Source organism: Cohnella abietis (genome assembly GCF_004295585.1).
Classification (GTDB): Bacteria; Bacillota; Bacilli; order Paenibacillales; family Paenibacillaceae; genus Cohnella; species Cohnella abietis.
This window is the reverse complement of the sequence record NZ_AP019400.1, coordinates 6664069-6683106: the sequence shown is the minus strand read 5'-3', so window position 1 is coordinate 6683106 and position 19038 is coordinate 6664069. Positions and strand designations below refer to the sequence as shown.

The 19038-nt window shown below is 47.4% G+C and carries 13 protein-coding genes; 10 read left to right on the top strand and 3 right to left on the bottom strand.

Features of this window, described 5'->3' with window-relative positions; all coding sequences use genetic code 11:
• Positions 1–30: 30 nt before the first annotated feature.
• The 3 genes from KCTCHS21_RS29315 to KCTCHS21_RS29305 are packed head-to-tail and all read left to right on the top strand — an operon-like array spanning position 31 to position 4557.
• Positions 31–903: a carbohydrate ABC transporter permease gene (locus tag KCTCHS21_RS29315; RefSeq protein ID WP_157994149.1), complete on the top strand. Its 873-nt coding sequence runs from the start codon at positions 31–33 to the stop codon at positions 901–903.
• A gap of 1 nt (position 904) precedes the next feature.
• Positions 905–1723 carry a carbohydrate ABC transporter permease gene (locus KCTCHS21_RS29310; protein ID WP_130616021.1) on the top strand — a complete coding sequence of 273 codons (819 nt, stop codon included), beginning with the start codon at positions 905–907 and terminating at the stop codon, positions 1721–1723.
• A gap of 20 nt (positions 1724–1743) precedes the next feature.
• A complete protein-coding gene (locus KCTCHS21_RS29305; protein WP_130616020.1) occupies positions 1744–4557 on the top strand; it encodes an alpha-L-rhamnosidase in 2814 nt (937 codons plus the stop codon).
• Between the two features lie 101 nt (positions 4558–4658).
• Here KCTCHS21_RS29305 and bglX read toward each other — a convergent pair whose 3' ends face one another.
• Entirely contained in the window at positions 4659–6812 is a 2154-nt protein-coding gene (gene bglX / locus KCTCHS21_RS29300; RefSeq protein ID WP_130616784.1) for a beta-glucosidase BglX, read from the bottom strand.
• Between the two features lie 283 nt (positions 6813–7095).
• Here bglX and KCTCHS21_RS29295 point away from each other — a divergent pair, with 283 nt between their 5' ends.
• From KCTCHS21_RS29295 to KCTCHS21_RS29270, 6 genes are all read left to right on the top strand, one after another.
• Positions 7096–8073 carry a LacI family DNA-binding transcriptional regulator gene (locus tag KCTCHS21_RS29295; protein WP_130616019.1) on the top strand — a complete coding sequence of 326 codons (978 nt, stop codon included), beginning with the start codon at positions 7096–7098 and terminating at the stop codon, positions 8071–8073.
• Positions 8074–8096: 23 nt separating this feature from the next.
• Positions 8097–10883, top strand: coding sequence for a glycoside hydrolase family 3 C-terminal domain-containing protein (locus tag KCTCHS21_RS29290; RefSeq protein ID WP_130616018.1), 2787 nt, complete (start codon positions 8097–8099; stop codon positions 10881–10883).
• 177 nt (positions 10884–11060) lie between these two features.
• Positions 11061–11744: a response regulator transcription factor gene (locus KCTCHS21_RS29285; RefSeq protein WP_130616017.1), complete on the top strand. Its 684-nt coding sequence runs from the start codon at positions 11061–11063 to the stop codon at positions 11742–11744.
• The gene (locus KCTCHS21_RS29280; RefSeq protein ID WP_130616016.1) at positions 11741–13000 is read left to right on the top strand and encodes a sensor histidine kinase; all 1260 of its coding nucleotides are present in this window, start codon (positions 11741–11743) and stop codon (positions 12998–13000) included. Before KCTCHS21_RS29285 ends, KCTCHS21_RS29280 begins: the two co-directional genes overlap by 4 nt.
• Positions 13001–13107: 107 nt before the next feature.
• On the top strand, positions 13108–13869 hold the full coding sequence (locus tag KCTCHS21_RS29275; protein WP_130616015.1) for an ABC transporter ATP-binding protein: 762 nt from the start codon (positions 13108–13110) through the stop codon (positions 13867–13869).
• Position 13870: 1 nt separating this feature from the next.
• Positions 13871–16213, top strand: a complete 2343-nt coding sequence (locus KCTCHS21_RS29270; protein WP_130616014.1) for an ABC transporter permease — start codon at positions 13871–13873, stop codon at positions 16211–16213.
• Positions 16214–16300: 87 nt separating this feature from the next.
• On the opposite strand, the gene KCTCHS21_RS29265 is transcribed toward KCTCHS21_RS29270, so the two are convergent.
• Positions 16301–17218: an aldo/keto reductase gene (locus KCTCHS21_RS29265; RefSeq protein ID WP_130616013.1), complete on the bottom strand. Its 918-nt coding sequence runs from the start codon at positions 17216–17218 to the stop codon at positions 16301–16303.
• Positions 17219–17413: 195 nt separating this feature from the next.
• Here KCTCHS21_RS29265 and KCTCHS21_RS29260 point away from each other — a divergent pair, with 195 nt between their 5' ends.
• A complete protein-coding gene (locus KCTCHS21_RS29260) occupies positions 17414–17803 on the top strand; it encodes a hypothetical protein (protein ID WP_130616012.1) in 390 nt (129 codons plus the stop codon).
• A 68-nt stretch (positions 17804–17871) separates the two neighbouring features.
• Here the strand turns inward: KCTCHS21_RS29260 and KCTCHS21_RS29255 are convergent, their stop codons facing one another.
• Complete coding sequence (locus tag KCTCHS21_RS29255; protein ID WP_232058001.1) at positions 17872–18897, bottom strand: ABC transporter substrate-binding protein; 1026 nt, start codon at positions 18895–18897, stop codon at positions 17872–17874.
• Positions 18898–19038 lie beyond the last annotated feature (141 nt).

Sequence of the window (19038 nt, the reverse complement as noted above, 5' to 3'; positions counted from 1 at the left end):
ATTTGCGCCTTGCATTTAAGGAGGGGCAGCATGAAGCGAATAGGGTTCGATGGTGTATTTCTAATGCCGGCTTTTATAATCTTTACTTTGTTTTTGGTTTTTCCGGTTATTAGCAGCTTTTATTACAGTATGACCGATTGGAACGGACTCGACTCCACGATGGAGTTCATCGGCTTGGACAACTTCCAGAGGATGTTTCAGGATAAGGCAGTGTGGAGCGGGTTAAAGAACACCTTTATTATCGCGCTTCTAGTAACCGTTTTTCAGAACGTAATCGGACTTTTATTGGCGCTTGGGCTTCAGGGTACGGGAAGGATTAATCGCGTTATGCGTGTGTGGTTTCTATTTCCCGCGTTGTTAAGCCCGCTTGCGATCGGATATATCTGGAGTTATATGTATAATCCGCTTTTTGGCGTAATTAACTCTATTCTAGAATTTATTGGCCTTTCAGATTGGACACAGGACTGGCTTGGAGATAAGAAGCTGGCAATCTATAGCGTAATATTCGCCAATATTTGGCAATGGGTAGCTTTCAGCATGATTATATACGTTGCAGGACTGCAATCCATTCCGCGCGACATGTATGAGGCTTCCAATATAGATGGGGCGGGAGCGTTAAGCCGATTCAAGCATATTACTTTTCCGCTCATTGCTCCCGCTTTTACAGTTAACATGGTCGTAACGATGATCGTCGGACTTAAGCTCTTTGATATTTTATTCGTAATGACAAACGGGGGGCCTGGAGGAGCAACGGAAAACTTAGCGCTTATGCTGTATAGACAAGCGTTCGGTATGAATCAGATGGGATATGCAAATGCGATTGCGATCCTAATGTTTGTGATCATTCTAATCTTCTCGCTCATCCAGGTAACCCTTCTTCGCAGAAGAGAGGTGGAGTACTGATATGAGAGTCCAACGCATGTTTCTTCCTGCTGTGCTTCTAATCTGGTCGATTGTGGTGTTCATTCCGTTTTACCTTGTCGTGACTATGTCGTTGAAATCCCCCATAGATTTGCAGTTAAGTCCATTAAGTTGGCCAAGCTCGCTGCAATTCGCGAATTATTGGAAAGCTTGGACGCAAGCGAATCTGGGGCATTCGTTCATGAACAGTATTCTGATAACGGCGACCTCCGTGATCTTGATTGTCATATTGAGTTCAATGGCTGCCTATCCGTTGGCAAGAAGAACGGAGAAATGGTCGGCGATGTTATATGTGTACTTTCTTGCCGGGATTATGGTGCCGTTTCAGCTCGCTATGATTCCTCTCTATAAGCTATTAAAGGCGCTGCACCTGATAGGGGAGTATGCGGGTGCAATCATGATTTATAGTGCGATGGGGATATCATTTGCCGTTTTTTTATATGTTTCTTTTTTCAAGACGGTGCCGCGCGAGATCGAAGAATCCGCGCAAATCGACGGCTGCGGGCCGTTTAGGCTGTTTTGGGTCATCCTGTTTCCATTAATTAAGCCGATTTCTTCTACTGTGGTTATTATTAATAGTCTTTTTATATGGAATGACTTCTTCATTCCGATGTTGTTTCTGCAAAACAAGGCGATGCGGAACGTTCCTTTGTCGTTATTTACGTTCACGAGTGAATATTCGAACAATTGGATGTTGATTTTCGCGGCTGTGGTTATTGGTTCTCTCCCGTTGATCTTGCTTTTTATATTGCTGCAAAAGCATTTCATTCAGGGGATTGCTAGTGGAGCCGTTAAGGGTTAATGGGAGAGGAACGTGATAAAATGACAATTTCAAACGAGCTTGTCGTTGAAGGGCTAAGATGCGAATCAATGTTTAATCCGATAGGTATCGATATTGCTATCCCAAGATTTAGTTGGACGCTGAGCTCCGTTCGTCGCGGAGTATCGCAAACCGGATATCAAATCGTCGTTTTCGATGGCGAAGATGTCATGTGGGATACAGGCAAGGTGCTGACGGACAGCTCCATCCATTGCGAATATGCTGGACCTAAACTTCGATCAAGATGCCGATATGAGTGGAAAGTGCGGGTATGGGACGATCAGGGGGAGACATCGCCTTGGAGCGAGGTCGCCTTCTGGGAAATAGGGCTGCTCCATCCTGAGGATTGGGTCGCGCTATGGATTGAACCGGAACAACAGCCGGTGATTGAAGAGTCGCGGATGGACTTTTATGATCGAGCCAAGGGATTAGTACTGACGGATGTCGGGCGCCTTCATCCTTGTCCAATACTTCGCAAGCACTTTAAGGTTGGGCCAGGGGTTAAGCGGGCGCGGATCTATGCGACGGCGCATGGCATCTATGAGCTTGAGTTAAACGGAGTTCGTGTTGGGGACCAGGAACTGGCGCCGGAAATGACAGCCTATCAAGCTTATTTGCAATACCAGACTTATGATGTAACCGATGTGCTGACGAAGGGCGATCATGTGATCGCAGCGACGCTAGCGGACGGTTGGTATGCGGGTAGAGTCGGGCTAATGGGCGATAACTGCCAGTACGGTAATAAGTTGGCGCTGCTTATGCAGTTGGAGATCGATTATGCGGATGGTCGGAGACAAACGGTCATCACAGACCGGGGCTTCAAATCGAATACCGGAGCGCTTGTTTATTCCGATCTATTCATCGGTGAACGATACGATGCCCGTTTAGAGATAGCCGGATGGAGCACGACAGCTTATGACGACAAAAACTGGCAAGCAGTGCGCGAGGTGGAGCATGACCGCGGCTGTTTAATCGCCGCTTATGGCGAGCCGGTTCGGGTCATGCAGGAAATAGAGCCGATTACTGTATTGCATACGGCTAAAGGAGAAACGGTTGTTGATCTTGGGCAAGTTATTGCAGGCAGAGTTCGTATGCGCGTGCGCGGGGCAGCATTCGGGACGGAAATTAAACTTGAGCATGGAGAAGTGCTGGACGAGAATGGCAACTTCCTGTGCAATATTATCGGACGATACAAAGATCAGACGGATATTTATGTGGCTCGAGGGGCGGAAGAGGAAGTTTACGAGCCGCGTTTTACCTTTCATGGCTTTCGTTACGTCAAAGTAACCGGATATCCCGGAACGCTGGATACAGCCGATTTCACGGGGGTTGTGCTGTCCTCCGACCTTCGTCCGACAGGGGAATTCGAATGCTCGGATGAGCGGATTAACCAGCTGCAGGCTAATATTCAATGGAGTCAAGTCGGCAACATGCTCTCTATTCCAACGGATTGTCCTCAGCGGGAACGCGCGGGATGGACGGGAGATATACAAGTGTTTGCCCCGACAGCTTGCTTTAATCGCGACGTGAATTCTTTTCTGACCAGATGGCTGCGCAATGCAGCAGTTGAACAGAGGGAGGATGGACAGGTTCCTATCGTTGTGCCATATATGAAGGGATATGAAGAAATCGTCGCTCTAATGTCGACGGATTCTTCGGCGGGATGGGGAGATGCCTGCATTATCGTACCTTGGGTGCTCTACGAGCGATATGGTGATATGAGGGTTTTGCAGGAAAACTATCCTATGATGGCAGGTTGGTTAAACTATATTGAACGGTCTGCATATAACGGACTGCCGGAAACCGATGACGGATCCATGACTCCTGAGCGAAGAGAGCGTCAGCGGTACTTATTGAATACCGGATTTCATTTCGGGGATTGGCTTATTCCAAGCATGAGCGTCAGCAAAGATGGTAAAGGCGTGGATATGATGCAGAGTGCTTTTGCCACGAAGGAGCTTGTATCCACTTGTTTTTACGCTTATTCGACACAACTGATGAGTCAGATTGCGCAGTTACTTGGATGGAATGCGGATGCCCAGAGATATGCGGAATTGAATAGTAAGGTTCGCACGGCATTTGCCGAAGAATATTTGGACGAGAGTGGGAGGCTTAAAGCACACTTTCAGGGCATTTACGTGCTTGCATTGCAAATGAATATGATCCCGGAAGATGCACGCAGTCTAGTTCTAAATCAATTGGTTACCTTGATTGAAGAGAACGGCAATCGTTTGGATACTGGGTTTCTGTCCGTCCCGTTTCTTTTGGATGTGTTGTGCGATAACGGGCGAAGCGATGTGGCATATCGTTTGTTGTATCAAACAGAGTGCCCTTCCTGGCTCTATGAAGTTGAGAAAGGTGCGACAACGATTTGGGAAGCGTGGCAGGCAATCATGCCAGATGGCAAGGTAACGAACGTGTCTTATAACCATTATGCTTTCGGATGTGTCGGGGACTGGTTGTACAGGAGAGTTGCAGGCTTAGATCATGCACTCCCTGGATATAAGCGCATCGTGATCAAGCCTGACTTGGATTGCGGGTTAACTTACGCAAGGGCCCAATATGAGTCTGTATACGGTACAATCGTGACGGAATGGAGACTTATTGGGAATCAGGTCATTCAAATGGTTAAAGTGCCAGCAAATACGACGGCAATCGTCTATCTTCCGGGGGCGAGCTTGGAACGATTGACTGAAGGCGGGAATCCGGTTAAGGATCATTCGGGGCTAAAGTCTGTAAAGGTTGAGGATGCTGCGGTTGTGATTGAGATTGGTAGCGGCAGCTATGCTTTTTCGTTCTTTAGAAATGATAATTGAAGTGAGAGGGCAGGGGAATCCAATCACGAGCTGAAAATAATCACGGATAAACCTAAAAAGACCGTCAGGATGAACTGACGGTCTTCTTGTTGAGCGTAGTTCTACTTCACGAGACGGAATGGAAGCGAAGCATTGTCCCGGCTGCTTGCTCCGACGAATGCGACGAATGCGCCCGCGTCGCTGGAATGAGATAGATCGGAATGATAATACCGCAGCTGCTCCTCAGTCAATTCGAAGGCTACTTCGCGGCTCTCGCCTGGCTGCAGCTCGATTTGGCGGAATCCTTTGAGCTCCTTAACCGGACGGACGACTTCACCAGAGACGTCTCTTACGTAGAGCTGAACGGTTTCGACGCCTGCGACGGCTCCCGTATTCGTCACTCGAACCGTGACGGAAAGAGTCTGCTCTGGTGTCATCGTATCTGAAGACAGCGCGGCATCCGCATACTCGAAGGACGCGTAGCTAAGACCGAAGCCGAAGGGTAGCAATGGCTCATTCGGAATGTCCAAGTATTGCGAGACATACCGGACTTGCGCGTCGGCTGCACCTTGTGGGCGTCCTGTATTGAAGGCGTTGTAATAGACAGGTACTTGTCCAACGCTGAACGGGAATGACATCGTCAGGCGGCCGGATGGATTGGCATCGCCGAACAGCAAGTCAGCGACTGCAAGGCCACCTTCGGAGCCAGGGAACCAGGCTTCGAGTACAGCATTAGATTCCTCGAATACGCCATGGAGATCAAGCGGACGCCCGTTGAACAACACGGCAACGATCGGTTTGCCTAGCTCTTGTACGCGACGAATGAGTTCTAGCTGAACTTGCGGTAGTCGTATATCTGCACGGCAGCCAGCTTCGCCGCTCATGTCAGAATCCTCGCCTAGCGCGAGGACGATAACGTCTGCTTCTTGCGCCGCAGTTGCCGCTTCCGACCATTGCTCCTCGGTAGCAGTGTCGATTCCGCAACCGTCTGCGACTGTCATGACGGCAGGATTAATTAGCTTGCCACGAATCGCTTCAGACAGGCGGATGATGGCATCCTGTGAGCCAGTCCAAGACCAAGGTCCGAGCAGATCACCACTGCGGGCGAATGGACCGATGACTGCAATTCGTTGCGAGGGCTTAAGAGGCAGAATGCCGTCATTCTTAAGCAATACGCAAGACTTATGAGCTAGCTCCAAAGCAGATGCGCGATGAGCGTCGCTGAACACGATTTCCTGCTCGCGTACTGGATCTGCGGCGCGGTAAGGATTTTCAAACAAGCCTAGCTTGTCCTTCAATTGCAAGATGCGGAGCACCGATTCATCAATCAACGATTCACTCACTTCGCCGTTGCTGATAAGCTCGTTCAAGTGATGTGTATAGCAGGCAGTCATCATTTCAATATCAACGCCCGCTCTTATAGCCTTTAGTGCCGCTTCCGACTCATCAGCCGCTATGCCGTGCGCGATTAATTCCTTTACCGCGCCCCAGTCGGAAATCAGAATACCATCGAAGCCCCATTCGTCCCGCAGAAGCTTACGCATAAGGGGCTCATTGCCTGTGGCCGGTATGCCGTCGACTGTATTGAAAGCCGTCATGACCATTTCGCAGCCTTCATCAAGCGCTGCTTTATAGGCGGGCAAGTAGAACTCACGAAGCTGACGCGGAGAGATGTCCACCGTGTTGTAATCACGACCTGCTTCAGCAGCGCCGTAGGCTGCGAAGTGCTTGACGCAAGCGGCAACCCGATCTTGATCTCCCGCTAGGTCTGATCCTTGGAAGCCGCGGACGAACGCTCTCGCGAACAGCGAGTTCAGGTAAGGATCTTCTCCAGTCGATTCCATTACACGTCCCCAACGAGGGTCACGTACGAGATCGACCATAGGTGCGTAAGTGACATGAACGCCCGAGACGGATGCTTCTTTGGCAGCGATTTCCGCGCTGAGTTCTGCTAGCTCCAGGTTCCAAGAGCAACCGATTGCGAGCGGAACGGGGAAAATCGTTTTGAAGCCGTGGACAATATCCGCCATCATTAGAAGGGGAATTCCTAATCGATTGTTTTCCAAATGCTTGCGTTGCACGTTGATGGTTTCTTGCGCGCCCGCCATACCGAGAACTGATCCGGCATTATGTACGGTTTGCTCAGAAATGCCGAGAGAGGCCATAGGACCGGTAATTAAGCCCGCATCTGAAGCACCTTCGAAGAAGGGAACAGCGAGCTGGATCAACTGGGCGATTTTCTCGTCTAGCGTCATTCGTTCGAGATAAACGTGCATAGGAAGCTTCTCGTGTGAGGATGCTGGTAAGCCTGAAGCAGAATTGGACATCTTATGTGTACCCTCTTTCTCATAATCACTAGTTGTCGAAACGTTTCTACGATGATTATAAATCCGTATTTTGTACTCGTCAAACGTTCATTTCAAGTTGAAATCAGCCAAATAATGATCTAAAATTAAAATACTCAATAAAATACGTTGTTGAATGAAGCTGGAATGTAGGTTTTAGCGTTCTGTTGAAACGTTTCGAAAGTAAAAGGAAGTAAATAAGGGAGCGCGAATCGTGGTCAGTATTAAGGATATTGCCAAGAAGGCAGGTGTCTCCATATCGACTGTATCCTACGCACTGAATGGCAGTGAACGGATCACGAAGGAGACGGCCGAGCGAATATCGACCATCGCTAGCGATATGGGTTATGTTCCCCATGGAGCTGCCCGGATGCTTAAGAAGCGGGAGTCCATGCTCATTGGCATGTACCTGACAGATTATTATGGTCACTTTTATGGAGATTTGCTTCAGGGCGTCAAAGATGAGCTCAGTCGCAAGGGCTACGATCTCATCGTCTGTAGCGGGCGTCAATCACATCGGTTAATTCCGGAGCGAACGTTCGATGGCGCCATTATTCTCGATGCGACACTTACAGACGAAGAGCTTCTCCAATTTGCCGAACGCGGCCATAAGCTGGTTGTGTTGGATCGGGAGCTACAGCACGACAATGTAAATCAGGTGCTGCTCGATAATAAAGCGGGTGCGACGCTGGCGATGGAGTACTTGTTGAACCAAGGCTACGATCGGATCTATACCGTAAGCGGACCAGAAGGCTCATATGATGCCCGGCAGCGCATGCGGGCCGTCAGACAAGTCATTGAACGTACGCCTCAAGTGAGCTTTATCGAAATACCGGGATCCTTCGATAAGGAGTCTGGGTATGCAGCGGGCTCGCGAATTGCAGAAGAGTATGACCAACCCGTTGGAGTCTTCTGCTTAAACGACGATATGGCAATCGGATTGATCGACTATATTCAAACCTGCACCTCGCTCGTCATTGGCGAGCATATTCATTTGATTGGTTATGATAATATCCAGCTGGCGCAGTATACGCGACCGCGAATGGCTACGATCGATTACTCCATGCGCAAATGGGGCGCGCTTGCCGCTGAGCAATTGCTTAAGATGATTCGCGGCGAACCCGTCGAGTCAGAAAGAGTTTATGTCAGCTTAATTGAAGGGAACTCGGTGAATCGAGTCCATTCTGAATGATACGATAAGTAGGAGGAAACAAGTTGAGCACACAGAGCATAGGAGTTCCATTAGAAGGTTTTGCTGAATTTAGCCGGACGGTAGCTGCAGAGGGCGCAGTACTACTAAAAAATGATAATCAGGTGCTTCCGCTACGAAGCGGCGATAATGTTTCGATCTTCGGAAGAACCCAAGTCAATTACTATCGCAGTGGTACTGGTTCGGGAGGAAGCGTTCATGTATCCTATACGACCAATTTGTTGAACGGCTTGCGCAGTAAGGAAAACTTTGCTGTCAACGAAGATCTGGCATCCGTCTATGAAACATGGATCGAGAGCCATCCGTTCGATAACGGCGGGGGTGGCTGGGCTGCTGAACCTTGGTATCAGAAAGAAATGCCTCTTACCGATGAACTAGTGGCAGCTGCAAGAAGTCGATCGAACAAGGCTATTGTTGTCATCGGACGCACGGCGGGCGAAGATCAGGATAATGCCGATGAGCCGGGAAGCTATCAATTAACGCCGGAAGAAAAAGCGATGCTGAAGCAGGTGACTGCCCGTTTCGAACAAACCATCGTCGTACTTAATGTATCTAATATTATCGATATGAGCTGGTTGAATGAAGAAGGCTATGTCCACCCAATTCCGTGTGTCATTTATGCTTGGCATGGCGGCATGGAAGGCGGTAATGCGATTGCCGACGTACTAGCCGGAGACGTAACGCCAAGCGGAAAGCTCACCGATACGGTTGCCCTTTCCATTGCCGATTATCCATCAACGCGCAATTATGGCAATGAACTCGTAAATCTATATCAGGAAGATATCTATGTCGGCTATCGTTATTTCGAGACTTTCCTCCCAGATCGCGTTCAATTCGAATTCGGTTATGGTATTTCTTATACCACATTTAGCCTCGAGTCAGAGGAAGCGAGACTGATTTCTTTCGAAGGAGAGAATGTCATCGCTATTGACGTAACGGTCACCAATACGGGAGCCGTCTATGCGGGCAAAGAGGTTGTACAGGTTTACTACGAGGCGCCGCAAGGAAAGCTGGGTCAGCCTGCTAAAGCTTTGGCGGCATTCGTCAAAACGGAAGCTCTTCAGCCTGGCGAATCGCAGCGTCTTACGGTGAGCTTCCCTGTTCACTCGATGGCCTCTTATGATGACGCCGGTGTGACGGGGCATCCTTCCGCATATGTTTTAGAAGCTGGTACATATCACATTTATGTGGGAACTAGTGTCAAGAATGTTGCTGAGGTAGGCATTGAGGGGCAAAGCGGCTACGTCGTGGAAAATATTCAATTGGTGGAGCAGCTACAAGAGGCGATGGCGCCGACGGAAGGTTTCACAAGGATGAAGCCAGGCGTTCGGAAGGAAGACGGTTCGTACGAGCTCGCCTTCGAAAAAATGCCGAAGCGTAGAATCTCCATAGCGGAGCGGATTGAGAGCAATCTGCCCACCACGTTGGAACAGACAGGCAATCAAGGCTATACCTTAAGAGACGTGCATGACGGGAAAGTCACGATTGAAGCCTTCATAGCCCAGCTTAGCGATACGGATCTGGCCGAAATCGTACGGGGAGAAGGCATGAGCAGTCCTTTAGTTACGCCGGGTACGGCTTCTGCTTTCGGTGGAGTTAGCGATAGCCTGTACAAGTACGGAATTCCGGTTGGATGTACGGCGGACGGACCGTCTGGCATCCGGATGGATAGCGGGCAGAAAGCGACACAAGTCGCTATCGGTACATTGCTTGCGGCAACCTGGAATGCGGAGTTGGTTGAACAGCTGTACGTCATGGAAGGCCAGGAATTGGTCAGCAACAATGTGGATGCCTTGCTTGGACCTGGCTTAAATATTCGTCGCAGTCCGCTCAATGGCCGTAATTTCGAATACTTCTCGGAAGATCCACTCATTTCCGGGGCATTCGCAGCGGCATGCACGCGTGGAATCATGAAGGGCGGCTCTAACGCCACGCTGAAGCACTTCGCCTGCAACAATCAGGAGAAGCATCGCAGCAAAGTAGATGCCGTCGTATCCGAGCGCGCGCTTCGGGAGATTTATCTGAAGGGCTTCGAAATCGCGGTGAAGCAAGGCGGAGCAAACTCAATCATGACTTCCTATAACCCGATCAACGGGCACTGGGCGGCTTCTAATTATGATCTGAATACGACAATTCTTCGTGGGGAATGGGGCTTTGAAGGCATCGTCATGACGGATTGGTGGGCAGTTATGAATGATGTCGTCGAAGGAGGCACACCAGATCGCAAATATACGAACTGGATGGTCCGTGCGCAGAACGATCTGTATATGGTCGTCAGCAACTACGGGGCAGAAATCAATGCTTACGAAGACAACACTCTGGAATCATTGGAAAATGGAACTCTAACGAGAGGCGAGCTTCAACGATCTGCCATTAACATCTGTCGATTCTTGATGCAAGCGCCGGTATTCTCGAGAAAACAAGAGATTGATGAAACGATTGTTGCGTTTAAGGCGAATTCGTCTCTTTCTCCGGAGCAAGCACAAGTCCTATCTGATAATGCACAGGTTAAACCTACTGTCACTGGATCGACCTTGATGAAGGTAGATCAGGCCGGCCCATACCGGATTATCGTGAACATTATGTCTCCGGAATCCGAGTTGGCGCAAAGTGCCTGTAACGTAACTCTGAACGGTCAACTGATGACGACCATTCAAACGAACGGAACGGAAGGCAAATGGATTCGTCAAAAGCTTGTGAAAATCGAATTGGAAGTGGGGCTTTACGAATTGCAATTGGAATTCATCAAGCCAGGCTTGCAGATCGATTGGATCGAATTCAAACAAGCGTGATTGTACGGTGGCGTATTACTGTAATCAAAGCTAAGTGGAATTGAATTGGTGGTAAGGTAAAGGGGCTTCCTGGCGGAAGCTCCTTTTTTGCGAATTTATGCAAGCCTCATTAGTCATATAAAATGTTATTATTTGTATAACCACTATTTAGTAAGTGACTGTGAATGGAGAACGAATATGAACTATGATTGTTTAATTGTGGATGACGAGAGCGTTCTAGCGGAAACGACATGCGAGTATTTTAATATGTTTGACGTCACAACGGCTTACGTGACTAGCGCGGAAGCATGCGAGCAATTTTTACGGGAAAATGAAGCCTCCCTCATTCTTCTCGATATTAATTTAGGGCAGACCTCGGGCTTCGATCTATGCAAGAAGCTGAGGCAAACGACGCAGATTCCGATCCTTTTTATTAGCGCTCGGTCTAGCGACGACGATATTCTCATTGCCCTTAATATCGGTGGGGACGATTATATCCGAAAGCCATATACGCTCAGTATTTTGCTAGCCAAGGTTAAAGCAGTGCTTAAGAGATACGGCAAGCAAGAATCCGCAGAAACGCTGGAGTTTGGCCACGTCCAGATCGATTGTGCGCTCTCCCGCGTTCGCGTGAACGGCTCAGAAATCAAATTCAAATCGTTGGAATACAGGCTACTCTGCTACTTAGCGCAAAATAAAAATCGAGTGGTGCCTAAGGAGGAGCTGTTCTCGAAGGTGTGGGGCGACTCTTATACCGGAGATGGTACCTTGAATGTGCATATTCGTCATTTACGCGAAAAAATAGAGGTCGAGCCCAATAATCCGCAATATATCAAAACAGTGTGGGGAACAGGATATGTTCTAGAGGATGGCCAAAGATGAGAACTAAGGGAATGCTCTTGACGATGCTTCTTGTTTTTGTCGCTGGCATCATTCTTTCCGTACGAATAATCGGAGCTCCCGTCCATACAGATGTGGATGTCGTTATGGCCAACAAGGTACTGAAGACGGTAGAAAGCAATTGGGACAGACTAAAGGAAGGTTACTTCGGTGGGATAACACAGCCTTTTGTCGTACTTGACCGGGATGGGAACGTGCGTTACCAATCGTTAGGTGGGCTGTCTATCAATCTGAATGAAGCGATCAAAAAAAGGGATTCCATCCTTGATGTTACGATAGAGGGTACACTCGTAGGGAAAATCATCCTTCATGATGATTTTCACGATAAGATTCAGCAAAACAAAAACCAGCTTATTATCGTCATTGTGACAACCTTCATGGTACTAGCTACGCTCTGCGTGCTCTACATTCTCTTTCTCAATCATGCTGTGCTTAAACCGTTTAAGAAGCTGCAAAGCTTTGCTCTGAACGTAGCCCGTGGGAACCTTGATTTGCCATTGAGCATAGATAAAAACAATCCGTTCGGTGCGTTCACAGAAAGCTTCGACATCATGCGAGAGCAGCTAGCAGCGGCGCGGCAAAGCGAATATGAAGCTAACCGCAGTAAGAAAGAGCTCGTTGCTAGTCTCAGCCATGACGTTAAGACGCCTGTCGCCTCCATCAAGGCGGTAAGCGAGCTGATGCTACTACGCGCTACAGATGAGAAAGTCATTAAGCAGATCAACATGATCCACTCCAAAGCAGAGCAAATTAACTTTCTAGTGACGGATATGTTTCATGCGACGCTTGAGGAATTGGAAGAACTGAAGGTGAACGTAACAGAGGAGTACAGCGGTGTGTTGAAACCGATTATCGCAAACGTGAACTACGATGATCAAATCACATATGATTCTATACCAGAGTGTATCATCCTCACCGATGTCACGCGTTTGCAGCAAGTATTCGATAATATCCTGAGCAATTCCTACAAATATGCGGGTACTGCTGTTCGGATCTCCTCATCGCTTACCCCTACTCATTTGCAATTAGAAATTAAGGATTATGGAAAAGGAGTCAGCCGGGATGAGCTGCCGCTGCTTTTTAACAAATTTTACCGAGGCAATAATGTTGCCGGCCAAGCCGGAGCAGGGCTTGGGCTGTTCATCTCCAGGTATCTTATGCAGAGCATGCAGGGAGAGATCGAATGCCACAACAGAGATGATGGGTTCACCGTAACCCTCCGAATCAAGCTCGTGTAACGAATTAAGGAATGGTTAAGGATTGAACAAAGATCGGGTAAGAATTGCTATCGTATGATGGAATTGTACTTCTTCTTACAATCCATCAACAAAGGAATGATCACTTTATGCCAAATACGATACTAAGAACGGATAAGCTGTGCAAAACATTTTCCACCGGTGGGGTTCAACAGCATGTGTTAAAAAATTTGGACATCAGCCTGATGGAGGGAGACTTCACCATTATTATGGGTAGCTCCGGCTCAGGCAAATCGACGCTGCTCTATGCGCTTTCCGGTATGGATAAGCCATCGTTAGGGGAGATCCATTTTCAGGGGAAAAACATCTCCAAGCTGAATAACGATAAGCTTGCGATTTTTCGCAGAAACCATTGTGGGTTCGTGTTCCAGCAAATCTATCTCCTGGACAATATGAGTGTTCTGGATAACGTGATGGCGAGCGGTTTGCTGGTGAATAAAAATAAGCAGGCCGTTGCGACTAAAGCGAAGCAATTGCTTGCTCAAGTGCAATTAGATGAAGCGTCATGGAGGAAATTCCCTTCTCAGCTGTCTGGCGGCGAAGCCCAGCGGGCCGGAATTGTGCGGGCGCTAATTAACAGTCCCAAAATCGTGTTCGCGGATGAACCTACGGGCGCGCTTAACTCTGCATCAAGCAACAGTGTGCTCGATGTCATGACCGAGGTTAATCGGAAGGGGCAGAGCGTGGTCATGGTCACCCATGATATCAAAACAGCATTGCGGGGTAACCGAATCCTTTACCTGCGCGATGGTGTCATATGCGGAGACTTGAGCTTGGGTGCTTATCACGTGGATAGCAATCGTGCGCGTCACGATAAGCTCAATGCCTTCTTGGCCGAGATGGGGTGGTAACATGATCATCCTTAACCTTGCCATGGCCAATATGAAAAAAGCGAAAAGCGCGGCTTTCTCTATGTTCATATTAATCTTTATTGCAGCGTTGCTTCTGAACGTCGGTGCGACTGTCATGTCTAAAATGAGCACCTTCTATGAGGATAAGGTCGAAGAGCTGCACGATGCCCACGTAAGTATCGTAATGAACAGCGCGAGTTTTAAGCAGCCTTATGAGGATTATTTGAAATCGTATTCCGGTGTGAAAGAAGCGGAAAAGGAATCTATTATTTTGCTTCCCACTGCGACGATACATTACGATAAAACAGATTTTAGCCTTCGCGTTGGGCTGCTGAATGCGGATGCCAGCCGGACCATTGCCCCGCTGAAGCTAATCGAGGAGTCGGATTATGCTAAAGGAGAGGGAATTTACCTCCCGTATGGTTTGAAGGCTGGCGGCGGCTACCAGTTGGACGACATCTTTACTCTTACCTATCAGAATAAGAAATATAGCTATCGCGTTGCTGGCTTTTTTGAATCGACTTTGATGGGATCAACTAAACTCGCCATGCTGAAATTTTTCTTGCCAGAGGCAGCCTACCAACAGCTGGCTGAAGAACTAGGGGCTTCTGCCGACGGCACTCTGATGTCGGCGATTTTCGCAAATAGCGAACAATCAAACACATTATTAGGTGACTACAACAAGCAGTTTTCCCAATCCAACGAGTCCGCAGATTCTAGCTTCTGGAGCGCAGACATAGAGTCGGCGAAAAGCAGCTCGATGACCGTTAATATAATCGCCATGATTCTGGTCGCATTTGCAGCTGTGATTGTGCTAGTGTCTCTCATCGTCATTAAATTTCGTATTTCAAACAACATCTCCGATGGTATGGTGAATATCGGCGTGCTTAAATCAGTGGGCTATACCAGTAATCAAATTGTTGCGTCCTTTGTTTTGCAGTTCATGCTGATCGCGGTTGCCGCGAGTGTTGTAGGCGTAGCTGGTTCTTATGCCGTACTGCCACCTTTTGGCCATATCATCTCTAGTTTGAACAAGCTTCTATGGCCGGGCGGCGCCCATACCGGTACGGACTTGCTCAGCGTTGCGATTGTTGGTTTGTTGGTATTAATTGTGGCATTGCTCTCTTCTATGCGCATTCGTAAGCTGCACCCTATAGCAGCTCTTCGAGGGGGGATCGTGACCCACAGCTTCAAAAGAAATCCGTTCCCGCTGGATAAAGCCAAGGGTAGTTTACAGCTCCTGCTTGCCAACAAATCGATGCTTGCAAATAGCTGGCAGAATTTCATGATCGCCATCATAGTTGCCGCGATTACCTTCGCTTCAGTTTTCTCGATCGTGCTGTATTACAATATTGCTGAAGATAAGAAGGCATTTTTTCAATTGGTTGGCGCTGAAACGCCCGATATCGGAATCCAAGTCGAACCCGGCCAAGACAGCGATCAATTGCTTAAGCAAATTAAACAAATGAACGGCGTGGAGAAAGCCATTATCTTGGATTTCGTTAAGACGACAATCGAAGGGCAGCTGGTTACGACTGATTTTTCCGACGATTATGCCAAGCTGGACAATCCTACGCTCTACGAAGGACGCTATCCGGAATACGACAACGAGATTGCTATTACCGGAGGTCTAGCCAGGCTTCTTGATAAGACAGTTGGCGATACACTCAAAGTAGCTGTGGGAGATACGACATATCCTTATTTGATAACTGGGCTGAACCAATCGCTCAATTCGGCGAAGAATGGGGCATCGTTAACCTTGGAAGGCATGCGTCGCCTAATCCCCGGTCACAAAGGTATGTCCATCAACGTATACTTGGGGGAAAGCACTAACGGTGCGGACTTTGTCCGTGATGTGGATTCGGAGAGTGGGAGCTTCGTTCAGTCGATTACGGATGTAAAGGAATCATTGGAGAGCCAAAGCGGCGCATTGATCTCAGCGTTCTTCTCCGTCATGGTCGCCATTCTAGCGATAACCGCAGTGATCGTCATCATGATTCTTTATCTGGTCATTAATACGACAATCCGCAAGCGGAAAAAAGAGCTAGGCATTCTGAAAGCGACAGGCTACACGACTTTTCAGCTGATGGTGCAAATTACGCTAAGCTTTATTCCAGTAGTTATCGCGGGTGTAATGGTCGGAGGCGTGCTGGGCAGCTTGTACACCAATTCTGTGCTTAAGCTGGTGCTCTTCGATTATGGAGTGTCCAATACGCGCTTCATCGTCAGTGCTCCGCATATCGTGATTCTCTGTATCGCTATTATCGTATTGGCTTATCTCATATCGATGCTGGTATCTCGAAGAATCAAGCGAATTACAGCATATGGATTAATTACTGAGTAACCTAAACATCATAGTAATGCCTCACTGGCTCGTTTAATCAGCAAAGCCCCTTCCACCGCGTGTCGGTAGAAGGGGCTTTCTAATAGGTTAAGGAAGAACATTGCCTGCCGCAAGATAGATGCCGTACCACTCTTCGCGTGTCAGATGGACATCGCTTGCTTTACAGCAGTCACGTAATCTCTCGATATTCATCGTACCGATAACGGGTTGCATGTGTGCAGGATGGCGCAAAAGCCAGGCAATAGCGATAGTCGTATTGCTAACTTCATATTTTGCAGCGACTTCATCAATTTTCTTGTTCAACTCAGGGAACTTCTCGTTGCCGAGGAATACTCCTTCAAAGAAGCCATATTGGAACGGCGACCAAGGCTGAATGGTAATATCGTTCAATCTACAGTAGTCGAGCACACTGCTGTCACGAACGACAGAGAGATCATTTTCCATATTGACATTAAATCCGTGTGAGATCATGTTGGCGTTGGTGATGCTTAATTGCAGTTGGTTGGCAACAAGCGGCTGCTTCACAGACTTCTTAAGTAGCTGGATTTGCATAGGAGTCTGATTGGAAACGCCGAAGTGGCGTACTTTGCCGGAGCTTTCAAGAAGATCGAAAGCAGCAGCGACTTCATCCGGCTCTACCAATGCATCAGGACGGTGCAGAAGTAGAACATCTAGATACTCGGTTTTCAACCGCTTCAAGATACCGTCTACGGACTCAAGAATATGTTCCTTGGAGAAATCAAACATTCCCTTACGAATGCCGACCTTGGATTGCAGGATCATCTTCTCACGAATACTTGCATTCATGTCGATGGCATCTGCAAATATTTCCTCGCATTTTCCACCACCGTATATATCAGCATGGTCGAAGAAATTAGCTTTTTCTTCTATCGCTGTTTGAATAAATTTTTCTGCCTCAGCATTGCTTAACGAATTAATACGCATACAGCCGACTGCAACGACTGGCACCTCTAATGTACTGGTTCCAAGCTTAATTGTCCGCATAATTAATAGCCTCCTTAGTGATTGGGTGACTTGTAGTAGAAGTATACTGGGAAAAGTATAGCTGAATTAATGGTCTTATGTAAGAGCCGAAGGAAGGTTATTTCTTCTATTGCATGGAATTTGATATTTATATATGTCCATAATTTTACAAAATGTGATAGCATTAGGTAGAGTTGAGTGAGAGGTGAATATGAATTGAGAATTAGCATTGGGTATTTCATTATTATATTTAGCTATTATTTCTTGAGCCTAATATTAGACAGTTCATTTTCCGAAAAGCTTGGTTACTCTAATGGTATTGTATACTTCATTCTATTTTTATTAGGTTTGCTAAATGGTATTTTATCGGTATTTTCAAAAAAGAAACATTTTTATTTGTATTGGATAGCTGTCTCCATTATTCCAGAAGCAATTTTCATGATATACGCTAAAAATCGAGGAGACTCTACTGGATTGATGCCATTAACCTGGGATTGGGGGTTATGGGAACTGTTTATCCCAATTATTTATGCAATAACGCAAGGAATACTATTAACAATAGTATTCGTAGTAGGATTCCGAAACCCTAAGAATTCAAATATTTAATCGTAAAACTGAAAACCGCCTACCCTAGATACAGGGTAGGCGGCTTATTGGTTAAACCCGTTACATTATTATTGTTTACCTAGAAAGCTCTCTACAATGAACTGTAGCTGGGCTTCCAAAGAAATGGGGTCGTTATAGTAGGAGCCGTCTTGGTTGATGAAGAAGACGCGGTTATTTTTCACCGCAGGGAGACCCTTCCACAGACTGCTTCCATACACGTCATCTGGATTTCCGTCATCCCAGCCCCAATTGCTCGTGAAGATGTAGTCTCCTGCATACTCAGGCAGCTGCTCAAGCGTTAAATCTTTTCCAAAGCCAGCACCGTCAACGAGTGCTTTTTGAATAATCGGTGGGGCTTTTAATCCAAGGTCACCGTGAATGATTTCGCCGCCCCGACCGCCTTTATTTCCCCAAGCATAGATGCCTTTGGCATAGGGTTGGAGAATCGATACGGTTTTGTCTCCGACGACCTCGACAATTTTCGGCTTAACCTCAGCTATTTTTTTATTCCACTGATCTATCCAAGCTTGTGCCGCTTCTTCTTTACCTGTGATTTTGCCGAACTCAAGTAACAGCTCTCCAGGGGTTTTTGCTCCGTACTGAAGTCGGACGACTGGGGCGATCCGAGATAGCTTCTCATACGGTCCATCTTCAAGATAGTCGTAAGCAATAATGAGGTCAGGATCCAAGCTCAACATGGCCTCGACATTGGAGCCATCGCCAAGATCAACTACTCCATCCAGCTTATCTTTGTGATAAGGGCTTCTCATTCCATCATAGGTAGCGGCTACAGGTTTAATGTCTAGTGCCAACAAATTACCAATAGCGCTTCCTGTCAAATCTATTATCCGTTGGGGATTTACCGGAATAGTAACAGTTCCTTTGCTATCCGTATAGGTTTTGGTAGCTGCAGCAGAGCTGCTTGATTCTGGAGTTGCCACTGGCTGCTGGCTTGGACTCGCAGCTGGTGAGCTATTTCCCGCCGTTGCGGTATTTGCCGAATTCGATTTACCGGAGCAAGCGCTGAGTAACAATGTAACACATAACAGTAACACCATTGCTGCTATTGAAGTAGATTTTCTTGCTTTGTACATAGGTAACCCTCCACTTATTTCTATGATAATGATAATCATTTACACTATAACATTGAGAATTGTAATAGACAACGATTGTTATTTCAAGAGGATACCTATCCACGCTAGTCTCACTTGCGAAACTTTAACTCCCGTGTTAGT

Bases quoted from the DNA above. Each gene is read 5' to 3' on its own strand.
- KCTCHS21_RS29315 (WP_157994149.1), top strand. From the start codon at position 31: ATGAAGCGAATAGGGTTCGATGGTGTATTTCTAATGCCGGCTTTTATA.
- KCTCHS21_RS29310 (WP_130616021.1), top strand. From the start codon at position 905: ATGAGAGTCCAACGCATGTTTCTTCCTGCTGTGCTTCTAATCTGGTCG.
- KCTCHS21_RS29305 (WP_130616020.1), top strand. From the start codon at position 1,744: ATGACAATTTCAAACGAGCTTGTCGTTGAAGGGCTAAGATGCGAATCA.
- bglX (WP_130616784.1), bottom strand. From the start codon at position 6,812: ATGCACGTTTATCTCGAACGAATGACGCTAGACGAGAAAATCGCCCAG.
- KCTCHS21_RS29285 (WP_130616017.1), top strand. From the start codon at position 11,061: ATGAACTATGATTGTTTAATTGTGGATGACGAGAGCGTTCTAGCGGAA.
- KCTCHS21_RS29280 (WP_130616016.1), top strand. From the start codon at position 11,741: ATGAGAACTAAGGGAATGCTCTTGACGATGCTTCTTGTTTTTGTCGCT.
- KCTCHS21_RS29275 (WP_130616015.1), top strand. From the start codon at position 13,108: ATGCCAAATACGATACTAAGAACGGATAAGCTGTGCAAAACATTTTCC.
- KCTCHS21_RS29270 (WP_130616014.1), top strand. From the start codon at position 13,871: ATGATCATCCTTAACCTTGCCATGGCCAATATGAAAAAAGCGAAAAGC.
- KCTCHS21_RS29265 (WP_130616013.1), bottom strand. From the start codon at position 17,218: ATGCGGACAATTAAGCTTGGAACCAGTACATTAGAGGTGCCAGTCGTT.
- KCTCHS21_RS29255 (WP_232058001.1), bottom strand. From the start codon at position 18,897: ATGTACAAAGCAAGAAAATCTACTTCAATAGCAGCAATGGTGTTACTG.